The organism is Marinicauda pacifica (assembly GCF_004793635.1).
Lineage (GTDB): Bacteria > Pseudomonadota > Alphaproteobacteria > Caulobacterales > Maricaulaceae > Marinicauda > Marinicauda pacifica.
In genome coordinates, this window is the sequence record NZ_SRXV01000002.1 from 591,442 (window position 1) to 604,771 (window position 13,330).

Below are 13,330 nucleotides of genomic sequence, written 5' to 3' on the forward strand. Positions count from 1 at the left end.
GCCGTGAAGAAAATGTGACTGAAAGAATAAAACGGCCTGCAAGCGCCGTAAGTTCCCTGCCCGGAGAGGTCACTCAGGACCGCTGGCTAGCCTTGGCCCGGTGTGCGGACGCGCACGCGCGCACGCGTCTCGCGCCCGGCCGGATCGACAACGCTGACCGCGTAGAAGCCCGGGCCGTCGGGCAGCCAGACCGGCGCACCCCCGGCATCGCGGGCAACCGGCGCGCCTTCCACATACCAGGACAAGGCCCCTTCCCCGCGCGCCGACAGGACGAAGCCGCGCTCCTCGCCATCCATCCAGACCTCCGCCCCATCGGGCGGGAACAGGATTTGCGGCGGCCTCGCGCCGGGCTGGAAGCGCGCGAGCGAAACCGGCGCGGCGGGGGTGTCGTGCGGCCCGGTCCTCGCCCGGTCAAAGCCGGGGTCAAGCCGGGCCACGATATCGAAGGTATCGAACAGGACCGGCAGGGCCGCCTCGCGCCCGGTCACGCCGGGGCGCGGCGCGCCGTCCGGGCGTCCGATCCAGACCACGATTGCATAGCCGCCCGACACCCCGGCCGACCAGGCATCGCGAAACCCGTAGGAGGTGCCGGTCTTGAAGGCGATACGCGGGGCATCCAGAGACAGGCCGGCCGGCATCCGGCCGGGCGGCGCCGGGGCATCGGAAAGGATATCCAACACTTCACGCGCGCTCTCGCTCGAGACCAGGCGCGCGCCGGCCTCGCCACGCCGCGCCTCCGCCGCGTCTTGCGTCCAGGAGAGCGGTCGCGCCACACCCTCATCGCCCAGCGCCGCATAGAGCACGGCCAGTTCGCGCACCGACAGGCCAAGCCCGCCCAGCGCCAGCGCCAGGCCGACATCGGTGCCATGACTGTCAGGGAGCACCGGATGACCGCCGGCAAATTCCAGCGCCGCGCCGAACCGGTTCGCGCCCACCACGTCCAGCAGATGCACCGCCGGCACGTTCAGCGAATGCTGCAGCGCCTCGGCCACCGTCACTTCGCCGCGAAAGGTCCGGTCGAAGTTTTCCGGCCGGTAGCTGGCAAACCGGCGCGGCAAGTCCTCGATACGCGTGCCCGGCGCGGCAATACCGTCATCGAAGGCCATCGCATAGATGAGCGGCTTGAGCGTCGAGCCGGGCGAGCGCGCCCGGTCGGTCAGGTCGATCCATCCGCCCGCCCGATCGCGGCCCGCCGACCCGACCGCGGCGCGCACGGCCCGCCCGTCAATCTCCACGGCGAGCAGCGAGACCTGGACGCCCGGCCCGGCCCGCTCGGCGACCGACATCGCCAACCCCTCCAGCTCGCTCTGCATGCGCCGGTCGAGCGTTGACCTCAGCTCCGCCGCATCCGGGTCGAGTGCGCGGACGGTGTCGCTGGCATGCCAGGCATCGAAGGGGAAGGCGTGACGCACCGGCGCGGGCTCGTCTGCCGCCTCGCTTGCCCGGCCCGCCTCGATCAGGCCGTAAGCGGTCATCCGCGTCAGAATTCTGGCCCGCGCTGCGATCGCGTTATCGGGGCGCAGATCGGGCCGGCGCGCTTCGGGCGCCTGCGGCAGAGCGATCAGCAACGCGATCTGGTCGGGCGTCAGGGCGTCGGGCTCGCGTCCGAACCAGGCCCAGCTTGCCGCGCGCACGCCTTCCAGATTGCCGCCATAGGGCGTGAGCGTCAGATAGAGTTCAAGGATTTCGCGCTTGGACAGGCGACGCTCGAGCTGAACCGCGCGCATCATCTCGATGAGCTTAGATCCCAGGTGACGCGGGCGCGGCTCCAGCAGGCGAGCGGTCTGCATCGTGATCGTGGACGCGCCCGACACGATCCGCCCGGCGCCGATGGCGCTGGCCGCAGCCCGGCCGACCGCAAGCGGGTCGACGCCGGGATGGCGGTAGAAACGCTCGTCCTCGACCGCGACGAGGGCCTCGATAAAGTCAGGATCGATCCGGTCGAGATCGGCGGCGAGACGCCAGCGTCCGTCCTCCACCGGAAAGGCCCGCAGCGCGCGCCCCTCGCGGTCGGCGACCACGGTGGACACCGTCCGTCCCCGCTCGATCGGCGGCGGAAACAGCGCATCCAGCGCGGCCACGGTCAGAAGGACGACAGCCAGCCCGATGGCAATCCCCGCGCCCAGCCGCCAGCCCGCGCGGGTCAGCGCGAACCTTGCGGTGAAGGAACGCCCTTCGCTCACGGTTGGATCGTGATCCGCCCGGCCTGCGACCGGGCAAAGACCGCCGGATCGTACATGTCTTCGGCCACCGCGCCGGGATAGGCGAATTCGCCCGGCGTCACGGCGCGCACGATATAGGCCAAGCGCCGCGGATCGGTGTCGGTCACGTCGAGCGCGGCCACGAAGCGGTCGTCGCGCGCCTCGGCGACATCGGTCCGCGACAGGTTGCCGATCCAGCCATAGGCCCCGGTCTCTCCGGCATCGGACGGGTTGAGGATCGCCTCGATCTCAAACCCGGCCGGCAGGAGGTCGGCAATCACCACCGGATGGCTCTGACTGGTCTTCGACTGCAGGGTCAGCACCACCACGACGCGGTCGCCCTGGGACACGCGGGCGAGATCGATGCCCTCGCCGTTCTGGCCGGCGAAGCGCTTGGCGATGGTCAGCCCGCTCTCGGCCGGGGCGGGCGCGGAGGCCGGGGCGCCCGTCGCCAGGCTGGTGCGCCAGACCGGCCCGTTGCCGGTATTGGTGAACCGGCCCGCCTGTTCGAGGCCGGCCTGGTCGAACGTGACCCTTGCCGGGGTCTGCACCTCGCCCGAATAGGTTACCGGGATGGTTTCGTTGTCGCCGGCCAGCGCCCGGGCGGCCATGATCAGGAAGGCCTTTTCCTGCGTGGTCAGGCGCGCCGGTTCGGGCAGGTCGCGCGCGACCCGGTCGGCCAGCTGCGTGACCACATCGTTCAGGCCCGCCTCTCCGGCGAGCGCCAGCACACCGGCCAGATCGCGCCGCGGCGTCTGATACCAGTCGCCTTCATTCACGTAGCCGAGCCGGTCGATGGCGGCCTCGAACGCGCTGGCTGCCCGCGCCCGGTCGCCGATGGCGGCCAGCGCCGCGCCGATATGGGCGCGGGCCAGCGGGCTGTCGATCTCGCTCAGGAGCTCGTCGTGTAGATAGCGCAGGCGCGAACGGTCGGCCTGCCCGGCCCGGGCGAGGACATAGGCCGCATACGCCGAGGAGCGGTGGGTCAGATGCTCGCTCGTGTCCCGGCTCCAGGGCTGGTTCACATAGTCGTACTCATACCCACTCGCGCGCCACAGCTCGCCCTGCATGACCGGAAGCAGCGCGGAGAGCGCGCGCTCCAGCGCGGCGTCGGGCACCGGATAGCCAGCCTGCTCGGCCCGCCACAGGAAGTCGGTCGCATACGCGCCGAGCCAGGCATTCGCATCCTGGTCGCCGACCCGCCACAGGCCGAACGCCCCGTCTGCGCTCTGGCGTGCCAGCAGCGTCTGGATCGTGGACTGCACGTCGACCACCGCATCGTCCGCTGACTCCTCGCCGGTCAGCCCCGCGAGCTGGTCGGCATAGAGCAGCGGGAAGGCCCGGCTGACGATCTGCTCGCTGCACGAATAGGGATAGCGGCTGAGCGACTGAAACAGCGCCGAGACATTGATCGGGGTCAGCGAGAAGCTGACCTGCAGCTCGCCCGACCCGTCCACATAGCCCTCCAGCAGGGCAGGATCCGGGCTGTAGCTCTCGCCCGGCTGCAGCACGCCGGTGTCGATCCGGCTCGCCGGCAGATAGGGCGAGCGAACCTGGATCGGATAGGCGCTGGACGCCTGGAACCCGTCCGGGCCCTCGACGGACAGCGAGATTTCCGCAATGCCCTCCTGCGCGGAGTTCAGCGCCACCGCGCTGTCGCTGCGCTCGCCCGCGTCCAGGGACACGCTCTGCGAGGCGTCTTCGACCTGGACCGGACCCGTGGCCTCGACCGTGATCGCATAATCGCCCGGCTCGCCGGCGACATTGTCCAGCGTGGCGGTCGCCAGCGCTTCGTCACCCGGCGCCAGGAAGCGCGGCAGGATCAGCTCGGCGGTGACGTCGTCGCGCACCGTCAGCGGCTCGGAAGCCGCGCCCAGCCCTGTCCGCGACCAGGCCACTGCCATCAGGCGCAGCTCGCCATTGAAGTCGGGCAGGTCCAGCGCGATGGTCGCGCGCCCCTGCCGGTTCAGGCGGACCGGCCCGGAGAACAGCGCGACGGTCTGCGTCGGCACCACCGACAGCCCCGCCCCGCCGATCTGGTCGCCGCCCGAGCGCACCGGCGCCGCAGCGCCCTGGTTCGGGTCGAGCAGGCGTCCGTAATCGTCCAGCAGGTCGACGCCGAGGCGGGTCTGGCCGAAGAACCAGTCGGCCGGCTCCGGCGACTGGAATCCGGTCAGCAGCAGGATGCCCTCGTCGACCGCGGCCAGCGTCACCCACGCCTCTTCGTTGACCGGTCCCCCGATCGCGTCGATGACGACGTCCAGCGTCTGGTCCGGCTCGGCCACATCGGGCGTCTCGATTTCGAGGTCGAAGCGGCGTTCCTCCACATTGACCGGCACATAGGCGACGCCGACGGCGCGGCGCGGCCGCGGCTGGCTCACCGGGTCGCGCGGCGTGTAGACAGTCACCATCACATAGGCACCCGCGCCCCAGTCTTCGGTCACGGGCAGGGTGATCTGCGTCCCCTCCTCACCAACCTCGATGCTGCGCGTCTCGATCACCGAATCCGTCGCGACGGCGATTTCGGCCAGGCCCGCATAGGGCGCGTTGATCGCAATGCGCACCTGGTCGCCGATTTCCGGCGCGGTCGCCGGGCCGGAGACCTGGACCTGGTCGGGCGCCTCGACGCCCTGTGAGTCCGTACCGCCCCAGCCGGCCTGGAAGCGTGTGCTGGCCACCGGCGTTTCGCCGTCCAGCAGGATCAGCTCGTGCTCGCCCCAATCGAGCTCGCGCGTCACGATGGCGGCAGGCACCTCCCCGTCGAGCGAAATCTGCCCGGTTTCCAGCGGCACCACGCGGCGCGTCCGGCGCCAGCGCCAGTCCGAACCCTCGCTGCGATACCAGTCATAGTCCCAGTCCACACGCACCAGGCGCCAGGACAGATCGGCCGCGACCGGATCGCCTTGCCGGTCCAGCGCGATCGCGTCGAAGCGGGCCGCCTCGCCGCGCTCGACCCGGCCTTCGCCCTGCTGGCGCAGGCCCGCATAGCGGTCCTGGGGACGGTAGGGCAGGATCACGTCGTCGCTCACGGCCCGCCCGCCGGGCTCCTGCACGCTGATTACCGCACGCACGCGCAGCGGGAAGCGGGAGTCAGCCCCGCGCGTGCCCGGATCGAGCGGGATGGAGGCCTGGCCCGACCCGTCCGCCGTGCTGGCGGGCAGCTCGAACAATTCCTCCGCGAACTGCTCGTCATGCAGTCCGAAGCTGTATTCGCCGTATGCCTCGAACGGACTCGGATCGCGCTGGATACGCGCCCGGCCCTCGATGGGCAGGCCCGCGCCCGGCGCGCCATACAGGAAGCGCACATCGGCCTTGATCAGGCGCGTCTCGCCCGGTTCCAGCGCGGTCTCGCTATCCGCCTCCAGCTCCAGCGCCACGCGCTGGGGCACGAAATCCTCCACGTTGAAGCTTTCCGTCGCGATCGTGCCCGATCCGTCCAGCGACAGCTCCAGCCGCCAGCTGCCGCGCGCGGCCGCCTCGGGAATCTCGAACTCATGGGTCAGGCCGCCCGCATTGGGCGCACCGTCAAACCGGTAGCGCGCCTGCTCCAGCCCGTTGGGCGCATACAGGGTCAGCGTCCCGGCCCGCCCGGTCAGCGCATCGCCTTGCCCGTCGCGCAGGAGCGCGGACGCATGCACGCTCTCGCCGGGCCGGTAAATGCCGCGGTCGAGATAGATATAGCCGTCGAAAATGCCCGGACGCGCGCGTCCCGAGACCGGCTCGTCGGACAGGTCGACCGGCGCGCGCGTCAGGTCCAGAAGCGCGAAATCGCCCGACCGGCCATAGGCCAGCAGCAGGCGCGGCGCATTGCCCTCTTCGCCATTCATCAGCGCCCGCGAGAAGGAGACATGCCCGTCCGCGCCCGTGGTTTCGCTCGCCAGCACCTCGTTGGAGCGCGCGACCAGCTGCACCTCGACCCCGCGCTGAAGCTCGGCGGTCTGCAGCGAGCGCACGCTGGCCTCCAGCCCGTGATCGCCGCGATAGGCGGTGAACGCCAGGTCGGTCACGATCAGCCAGCGCCGCGCGCGGGCCGGCTCGTTGTAGCTGCCGTCATCGAGCCCGGCGACATCGTCGACCTCGACGAAATACGCACCCGGCTCCAGCGTCCCGATGGTCTCGGCCAGCGGAAACACCGTCACGACCGCGGTGTTCGCCGGGCCGGGCGTGTCCATGCGCCCTTCCCAGACCGTGACCCCGGCCTCGCCCGGTTCCTCGTTTTCGGGCAGCCATTCCCACTCGCCGGCACTGGCCGAATAGCCCGAGGTGATCGAACGGAAGGCGAGCGCGCGGTCGTCGACGCGGGTCAGGCGCACGCGCACCTCGTCCACATTGACCGTCTCGATCGGCAGGCCGTCCGCCTCGATGCGCGGCAGGATCACCCCGTCGCCGGAAAAGCCCACAAAGGCCGGGCGGCTCGCAAAGGACAGCGTCTCGGAAACTTCGGCGGACAGTTCCCGCCCGTCCGCGCTCGGCAGCCCTTCGCGCAGCGTTACAGTGCGCGTCTGGCCAAAGCTCAAGCCGCCGATGCACAGACGCGAGCCCTCCACATTGAGCGCGACGGGCTCGTCCACGCTGACATAGGCGGAATAGTCCACCTCGGGGTCGAGCGCGTCCGAGAAGGCCAGGCAGAGGCGCGGCTGCTGCCCGCTCAGCTCGGCCGAGTAGCGCAGATATTCAAATTCTGTTGCCTCTTCGGCCCCGGCGCGCGGCGCATCCTCGTCGCGCGGCTGCAGCAGGTCGCCATTGCTGGCCTGGCGGCCAGACCCGTTACCGTTTCCTGTGTCCGCGTCGTCGCCCGATCCGCAGGATGCCAGCACCAGTCCGGCAGCCAGAGCCCACAGGGCCAGATGAATAGAGCGAAGCATGGCACGTCTCCCTGTCGCGTGACTCAGGCGTGCATACTGACATGCAGACGCGCCCAGCACACCCGCCAATTGGAGATTTTTTAAAGGCTATTTGCGGGCGGTCCCGGGGCGTCCGGCCGCGTCGGCGAATCCGGCCGGCACACGCTTGTGCTGTGCGATCTCGTCCGGCGTCAGGCCTTCCAGCTCGTGCGGGAAGACCAGCCAGCGCGCCGTCTCGTGCACGTAATAGTCCGGCGCCAGTTCGGTCTCGCGCCGTGTCGGCTTGTACCAGACGCAAGCCGTCTTCACCTCGCCCGGCATGGCCGGTCCGCACACCTCGCGAAGCCGCCCGATCAGCGTCTCAAGACTGTGGCCGCGGTCGAACACGTCGTCCACGATCAGCAGGCGATTTTGCGGGGTGAGGCAGTCGGCCAGATATTCCAGTCCGTGCACGGAAACTTCGCGCCGCAGCTTGTCGATCGAGGCATAGGCCCGCGTCCGCACCGCGATATTGTCCGCCTTGATGCCGTGATATCGGAAGGCCTCTTCCACCGCGACCGCCACCGGCGCGCCGCCGCGCCAGACGCCGACCAGGTGCGTGGGTTCGAACCCGCTCTCCAGCACGATCTGGGCGAGGGCGAACGCATCGGCGAGCAAGTCGTCGGCGCTCAGGAAGAGCTTGTCGTCAACCATGGCGCCATATGCGACGGCTCACGGTGCGAACACAAGATGCCGCGCGACACCCTGTCACCTTCGCGCTGCTTTTTTCCGCGGATAAACCCGCACCATGAGCAAGGTTATCGAGTTTCGCCCCGCCCCGTCCCGCGATTCCGGTCATCGCCGTGAGACGCTGCTGCGCTTCGCGGCGCGCCACAGCCCGCGCTATACCAGCTACCCGACCGCGCCCCATTTTCATGACGGCGTGACGGGGGAGACGGTCGCGGGCTGGCTGGAGGCGCTGCCCCCCAACGAGGCGGTCTCGCTCTATCTTCACATTCCCTACTGCCACACCCTGTGCTGGTATTGCGGGTGCAATACCACCGCGACCCAGAAGCGCGCTCCCATCGCGGCCTATGTCGATCCGCTGCTGGCCGAGATCGACCGCATTGCCGACCGCCTGCCCGCGCGCATGCGCGTCTCCCACCTCGCCTTCGGGGGCGGCACGCCGACCATCCTCAGCGAACGCGATCTGGACCGGATCATGGCGCGCCTCCACGCCCGCTTCGATCTGGAGGCCGGCGCCGAAATCTCCATCGAGATCGATCCGCGCGAGTTTGACACCACGCTTGCCCCGGCCCTCGCCGCGCACGGCGTGACGCGCGCCAGCACCGGCATTCAGACCTTCGACCTGAAAACCCAGCGCGCCATCAATCGCATCCAGTCGCTCGACATCACACGGCGCGCCTTCGACCGGCTGCGCGAAGCCGGCATCGCTGACATCAATGCCGACGTGCTCTACGGCCTGCCGCACCAGACGTGTGAGTCCAGCGAAGCCACCGCGAAGGACGTGCTCTCGCTGGAGCCCTCGCGCCTGGCCGTCTTCGGCTATGCCCACGTGCCCCACATGAAGGCGCATCAGCGTCTCATCCCCGACAAGACGCTGCCCGGCCCGGCCGAGCGCCTGGACCAGGCCGATGTGATGGATGACGTGTTCTGCACCGCCGGGTTCGAGCGGGTCGGCATCGACCATTACGCGCGCGTCGATGACGCCATGGCGCTCGCCAGCCGGGCCGGCACGCTGCGGCGCAATTTCCAGGGCTATACGACCGACCGGGCCGAAACCCTGATCGGCATCGGCGCCTCCTCCATCTCGCGCACGCCCTCAGGCTATGTGCAAAATCACACCGGCGTACGGATGTGGCGCGACAGCCTGGACAAGGGCGAACTGCCCGTCGCGCGCGGCGTCGCGCTCAGCGCCGAAGACCGGTATCGCGGCGCCATCATCGAACAGCTGATGACGCAATTGTCGGTCGATCTCGACGCGGTCAGCCAGATTCATGCCCGCCCCGTGCCCGATGTGGATCTGAGCGAGCTCGAAGCGGCCGGCATCGTGACGCGCACCGGATCCCATCTCGCCATCCATCCCGATTACCGCCCTCTCGCGCGCCTGGCCGCCGCCGCCTTCGACACCTATCTGACGGGCAGCGGCGCCAGGCACTCGGTGTCTGTCTGAATCGCGACTGCCGTCACGTATTGAGCAGACCCCGGCTCAGGAGCCGGTCAGCGCCTCCAGCACGCGGCAATCGGCAGTCCGCCCGCCTTCGCAATCGGCGATCATGCGGGCCAGCTCGGCGTCCAGCGTTTCAAGCCGGCGAATGCGCGCCTCGATCTCCGCTTTCTGGCGGCGCGCAATCGAGTCCGCATTGCTGCAGGACTGCTCGGGATAGCGGGCAAGCTCGAGCAGCTCGCGAATGGCATCCAGTTCGAAGCCAAGCCGTCTGGCCTGCCGGATGAAAGCCAGCTGGTCGCGCTCTGCCGTTGTGTAGCGCCGGTGTCCGCTCGCGGTGCGGGCGGGCCGGGCCATCAGGCCGATCGTCTCGTAATAGCGGATCGTCGTCACCTTCACCCCGGTCGCGCGCGACAGGGCGCCAATCGTCATCTCGCGCACCATGAAAATTTCCCCTTGAATCTACAGCCACTGTAGAAATTAGGGTGGCGACCGGATTTTGGAAAGAGGAGACGCACCCATGAGTGGATGCGGATGCGACCCGGCCGTTTTCGACGGTCAGTCGCGCGCCTACCGGCGCGCCCTGATGGCGGTCATCGCCATCAATGCGGCCATGTTCCTGGTCGAGGGTGTCTCCGGCTTCGCAGCCGGATCGCAGGCCCTGAAGGCCGATGCCCTCGATTTTGCCGGCGATGCCGCGACCTATGCGATCAGCCTGGCCGTGATCGGCATGGCGGTCACGATCCGCGCCAGCGCGTCCCTGATCAAGGCGCTGTCGCTCGGCGTCCTGGCGCTCGCCATCGTCGCGTCCTCCATCGCACGCCTCTTCTCGGACGGCACGCCGCAGGCAGAGATCATGGGCCTTGTCGGCTTGCTGGCCCTGGCCGCCAATCTGGTGAGCGTTCTCATCCTGCTGCGCTGGAAGGATGGCGATTCCAATGTCCGCTCCGTCTGGCTGTGCTCGCGCAATGACTCCATCGGCAATGTCGCGGTCATGGGCGCGGGCGGGCTGGTGGCCCTGACCGGATCGGTCTGGCCGGACCTGCTGGTCGCCTTCGCACTCGCCGGTCTGTTCCTGCGCTCCGGGGCCGCCATCGCCGTGCAGGCCTTAGGCGAGTTGCGCGATCCCCGCAACGCGGGCACCGGGGCACCGCAATGACCCGGTTTACCGCCGCCTATAACCGCATCTTCGGTTCCGGTCCGGCCATCGCGCTAGCCGGCGCGGGCGCCCTGCTGATCGGACGTGGGCTGGCGCGGCTGACGCCGGAGCTGGCGCTGCCCGTCCCGGCCAGCCTGCGCCTCGCCGGTCTCGTCCTCGCCCTGGGCCTCGGCTCCGCGTTGATCGCATGGAGCGTGCGCACGCTCACACCGGAGCGCCGCGGCCGGGCGCTGGTCACGGGCGGGCCGTTCCGCTTCGTGCGCCATCCGCTCTACGCCGCCTTCCTGTCCATCCTCGCCCCCGCCCTCATCCTTGTGCTGGCTCACCCGGCCTATCTCGCGACGCTGGTGCTGGCCCATGCCGGCGCCCATCTCGTCATCGGGCACGAGGAGGCTCTGATGGAGGAGTGGTTTCCCGACAGCTACCCGGCCTATCGCCGCCGCACCGGCCGTTTCGTGCCGCGCCTGACCGTCTTCCCCTGAGTCCGGCCTGAAAACCGCTCGAACGGCCTCAGCGGGCGAATTGACGCCCCTTCCATTCCTGCACACACTGTAGGGATAATCATAACGGGGAGGAGCATCATGGTTACTCTGGACAGCGTGCGCCGGGACGCGCCCTGGGCGTGGCTCAAGGCCGGCTTCGCCGACATGATGGCGAGCCCGGTCATCTCCATCGGCTACGGGATCGCTTTCACCGTGACCGGTCTCCTCATCACCGCCGGCCTCTGGTCGGTGGGTCAGGCCGCGATGGTGCCGGTTCTGGCCGGCGGTTTCGCGCTGATTGCGCCCGCCTTCGCGGTCGGCATTTATCGCATCAACCACGTGCGCGAGAGCGGTCAGACGCCGCGCCTGCTCGATTTCTGGAGCCTGCCGCCCGGCCGCATCGGCCAGCTGGCCCTGCTCAGCGTCCTGCTGCTGGTCTTCTTCCTGACCTGGGCGCGTCTGGCGCAATTTCTCTACGCCGCCTTCACGGTCGGCAACACCATGCCGCCGGGGCAATTCCTGCAATTCGTCCTGACCGATCCGACCGGACTTGCCCTGCTTGTCGTCGGAACGCTCATCGGCGCGGCGCTCGCTTTCGTGACGTTCGCTGTCTCCGCCCTCGCCTTTCCGATGCTGACCGATCAGGACGTGGACGCGGTCACGGCGGTCGTCGCCAGCGTCAAATCGGTCCTGGCCAAGCCCTTCGTGATGATCACCTGGGCCTGGCTGATCGCCTTTTTCGTGGCCGTCGGTAGCGTGGTCTTCTTCATCGGCCTCGCCATTGCCTTCCCCTGGCTCGCCCACGCCAGCTGGCACGCCTACAAGGATTTCAACCCCAGACCCGAACCGGGCGCCAGCGCAGTGAACGGGTAAGGCGCCGAGCACCCCGCCTGAAACCCCGGGCGGAGCGCAGCGAAGACCTGAGGATCTCGGAGACGGCGGACATCGCGCGCGACGGGGCTGCCGTGCTTAATCCCCGCCGTGCTGTCACGCTCCATACTGCGCGCCGGTTGCTTCCCGCTTCTCGCGCACGAGCCGGGGCAGAATGAGAGTCGTGGTAGTAGTAGGAGTCGGTAAAGCCGTGAGAGTCCGGTCTCGCTCAGCGCTCGTCGGCGGGCCCGGCTTCGAGGATGAAGCGGCGGTCGCAATAGCCGCACTCGACAAAGCCGTCATCGCCCATCTCGTAATAGACGCGCGGATGGCCGAGCGCGCCACCGCCCCCGTCGCACATCACGCGATGGTCACGCGTGTAGATCGTTTCCGGAGCCGGAAAGCCGGTCGCTCCGGCGGCCCGGGCGCGCGCTTCAAGGTTCGGATCGGTGGGCAGCTTGCTCATGACAGGGGCCGTGCTCTTCATGTTCGCCAGGGTGTGCGGGCCATGGACGCGGCTGGCCGCGCCCCTTAAGTTCACCCTCGTGATTAGGTCGGCTGCGCGCCTGCGTCAACGCGTGCGCGCTCTTCCGCTTCCACTTCTCAGACCCGTTCAAAGGACACGCCATGTCTTCTACCCCGCCCGATTACGCGCTCGAGGCCGAGGGCCTGCAGAAGACGTATGCGGGGTCGAAGTCGAGTTCGCCCAAGCACGCGCTCAAGGGCGTGGACCTGAAGGTGAAGCGCGGCTCCATCTTCGGCCTTCTGGGACCGAACGGGGCGGGCAAGTCGACCTTCATCAACATCTTTGCCGGCCTGGTGAACAAGTCGAGCGGCACCGGGCGCATCTGGGGCATCGATATCGACCGCCAGCCGCGCCAGGCGCGCGCCGCGATCGGCATCGTGCCGCAGGAAATCAACATGGACGTGTTCTTCACGCCGTTCGAGACCCTGGAATTGATGGCCGGCTTCTACGGCGTGCCCAAGAGCGAGCGGCGCACGGACGAAATCCTTGAGGCAGTGGGCCTGGCCGACAAGCGCGACGCCTATGTGCGCATGCTGTCGGGGGGGATGAAGCGCCGCCTGCTGGTCGCCAAGGCACTGGTCCACAATCCGCCCGTCCTCGTGCTCGACGAGCCGACGGCGGGGGTCGATATCGAGCTGCGTCGCCAGCTCTGGGAATATGTCGTCGAGCTGAACAAGGCCGGGACGACCATCGTGCTGACCACGCACTATCTCGAAGAAGCCCAGGAGCTATGCGACGAGATCGCCATCATCAATGAGGGCGAGGTCGTGGCCTGCGAGCCGAAGGACCAGCTCCTGCGCCGGCTCGACCGCAAGACGCTGGTGATCGAACCGGTCAATGCGCTGAGCGAGGTCCCCGAGGTTTTCGCCCGGCTGCCCCATACCGAGGTCTCGATGCGGGGCGGGGCCATCGCCATCACCTACAAGTTCGGCGAGGTCTCGGTCGCCGACCTGATCGAGCGCTTTCGCGAGACCGGCAACCGGATCAACGATCTGCGCACCGAGGAACCCGACCTGGAAGATGTCTTCCTGTCGCTGACCTATAACCGCGCCAAGCCGGACACGGCGGCCTGACGCCAGGC

The 13,330-nt window shown here is 68.8% G+C and carries 10 protein-coding genes; 5 read left to right on the forward strand and 5 right to left on the reverse strand.

What is annotated here, in order from left to right; genetic code table 11:
• Positions 1–86: 86 nt before the first annotated feature.
• The 3 genes from pbpC to E5162_RS09080 form a co-directional block, all read right to left on the reverse strand.
• Entirely contained in the window at positions 87–2,183 is a 2,097-nt protein-coding gene (pbpC, locus tag E5162_RS09070; RefSeq protein WP_206751082.1) for a penicillin-binding protein 1C, read from the reverse strand.
• Complete coding sequence (locus E5162_RS09075) at positions 2,180–7,066, reverse strand: alpha-2-macroglobulin family protein (RefSeq protein ID WP_135944917.1); 4,887 nt, start codon at positions 7,064–7,066, stop codon at positions 2,180–2,182. The genes pbpC and E5162_RS09075 overlap by 4 nt, the downstream gene beginning before the upstream one ends.
• 87 nt (positions 7,067–7,153) lie before the next feature.
• Positions 7,154–7,738, reverse strand: a complete 585-nt coding sequence (locus E5162_RS09080; protein ID WP_135944918.1) for a phosphoribosyltransferase — start codon at positions 7,736–7,738, stop codon at positions 7,154–7,156.
• Positions 7,739–7,832: 94 nt separating this feature from the next.
• Between E5162_RS09080 and hemN the strand changes: the two genes are divergently transcribed.
• The gene (gene hemN / locus E5162_RS09085; RefSeq protein ID WP_135944919.1) at positions 7,833–9,218 is read left to right on the forward strand and encodes an oxygen-independent coproporphyrinogen III oxidase; all 1,386 of its coding nucleotides are present in this window, start codon (positions 7,833–7,835) and stop codon (positions 9,216–9,218) included.
• A 36-nt stretch (positions 9,219–9,254) separates the two neighbouring features.
• Here the strand turns inward: hemN and E5162_RS09090 are convergent, their stop codons facing one another.
• Positions 9,255–9,656: a MerR family transcriptional regulator gene (locus E5162_RS09090; protein ID WP_174234999.1), complete on the reverse strand. Its 402-nt coding sequence runs from the start codon at positions 9,654–9,656 to the stop codon at positions 9,255–9,257.
• Between the two features lie 76 nt (positions 9,657–9,732).
• On the opposite strand from E5162_RS09090, the gene E5162_RS09095 reads away from it, so the two are divergent.
• The 3 genes from E5162_RS09095 (at position 9,733) to E5162_RS09105 (ending at position 11,726) form a co-directional block, all read left to right on the forward strand.
• The gene (locus tag E5162_RS09095) at positions 9,733–10,371 is read left to right on the forward strand and encodes a cation efflux transmembrane domain-containing protein (protein ID WP_135944920.1); all 639 of its coding nucleotides are present in this window, start codon (positions 9,733–9,735) and stop codon (positions 10,369–10,371) included.
• Positions 10,368–10,853 carry a methyltransferase family protein gene (locus E5162_RS09100; RefSeq protein ID WP_135944921.1) on the forward strand — a complete coding sequence of 162 codons (486 nt, stop codon included), beginning with the start codon at positions 10,368–10,370 and terminating at the stop codon, positions 10,851–10,853. The genes E5162_RS09095 and E5162_RS09100 overlap by 4 nt, the downstream gene beginning before the upstream one ends.
• Before the next feature lie 99 nt (positions 10,854–10,952).
• On the forward strand, positions 10,953–11,726 hold the full coding sequence (locus E5162_RS09105) for a DUF2189 domain-containing protein (RefSeq protein WP_135944922.1): 774 nt from the start codon (positions 10,953–10,955) through the stop codon (positions 11,724–11,726).
• 226 nt (positions 11,727–11,952) lie between these two features.
• Here E5162_RS09105 and E5162_RS09110 read toward each other — a convergent pair whose 3' ends face one another.
• Complete coding sequence (locus tag E5162_RS09110; protein WP_135944923.1) at positions 11,953–12,189, reverse strand: zinc-finger domain-containing protein; 237 nt, start codon at positions 12,187–12,189, stop codon at positions 11,953–11,955.
• A 161-nt stretch (positions 12,190–12,350) separates the two neighbouring features.
• Here E5162_RS09110 and E5162_RS09115 point away from each other — a divergent pair, with 161 nt between their 5' ends.
• Complete coding sequence (locus E5162_RS09115) at positions 12,351–13,322, forward strand: ABC transporter ATP-binding protein (RefSeq protein ID WP_135944924.1); 972 nt, start codon at positions 12,351–12,353, stop codon at positions 13,320–13,322.
• Positions 13,323–13,330: the final 8 nt, after the last annotated feature.

Excerpts from the sequence above, each read along its gene's own strand:
- E5162_RS09075 (WP_135944917.1), bottom strand. The coding sequence starts at position 7,066 with ATGCTTCGCTCTATTCATCTGGCCCTGTGGGCTCTGGCTGCCGGACTG.
- E5162_RS09080 (WP_135944918.1), bottom strand. The coding sequence starts at position 7,738 with ATGGTTGACGACAAGCTCTTCCTGAGCGCCGACGACTTGCTCGCCGAT.
- hemN (WP_135944919.1), top strand. The coding sequence starts at position 7,833 with ATGAGCAAGGTTATCGAGTTTCGCCCCGCCCCGTCCCGCGATTCCGGT.
- E5162_RS09090 (WP_174234999.1), bottom strand. The coding sequence starts at position 9,656 with ATGGTGCGCGAGATGACGATTGGCGCCCTGTCGCGCGCGACCGGGGTG.
- E5162_RS09095 (WP_135944920.1), top strand. The coding sequence starts at position 9,733 with ATGAGTGGATGCGGATGCGACCCGGCCGTTTTCGACGGTCAGTCGCGC.
- E5162_RS09100 (WP_135944921.1), top strand. The coding sequence starts at position 10,368 with ATGACCCGGTTTACCGCCGCCTATAACCGCATCTTCGGTTCCGGTCCG.
- E5162_RS09105 (WP_135944922.1), top strand. The coding sequence starts at position 10,953 with ATGGTTACTCTGGACAGCGTGCGCCGGGACGCGCCCTGGGCGTGGCTC.
- E5162_RS09110 (WP_135944923.1), bottom strand. The coding sequence starts at position 12,189 with ATGAGCAAGCTGCCCACCGATCCGAACCTTGAAGCGCGCGCCCGGGCC.
- E5162_RS09115 (WP_135944924.1), top strand. The coding sequence starts at position 12,351 with ATGTCTTCTACCCCGCCCGATTACGCGCTCGAGGCCGAGGGCCTGCAG.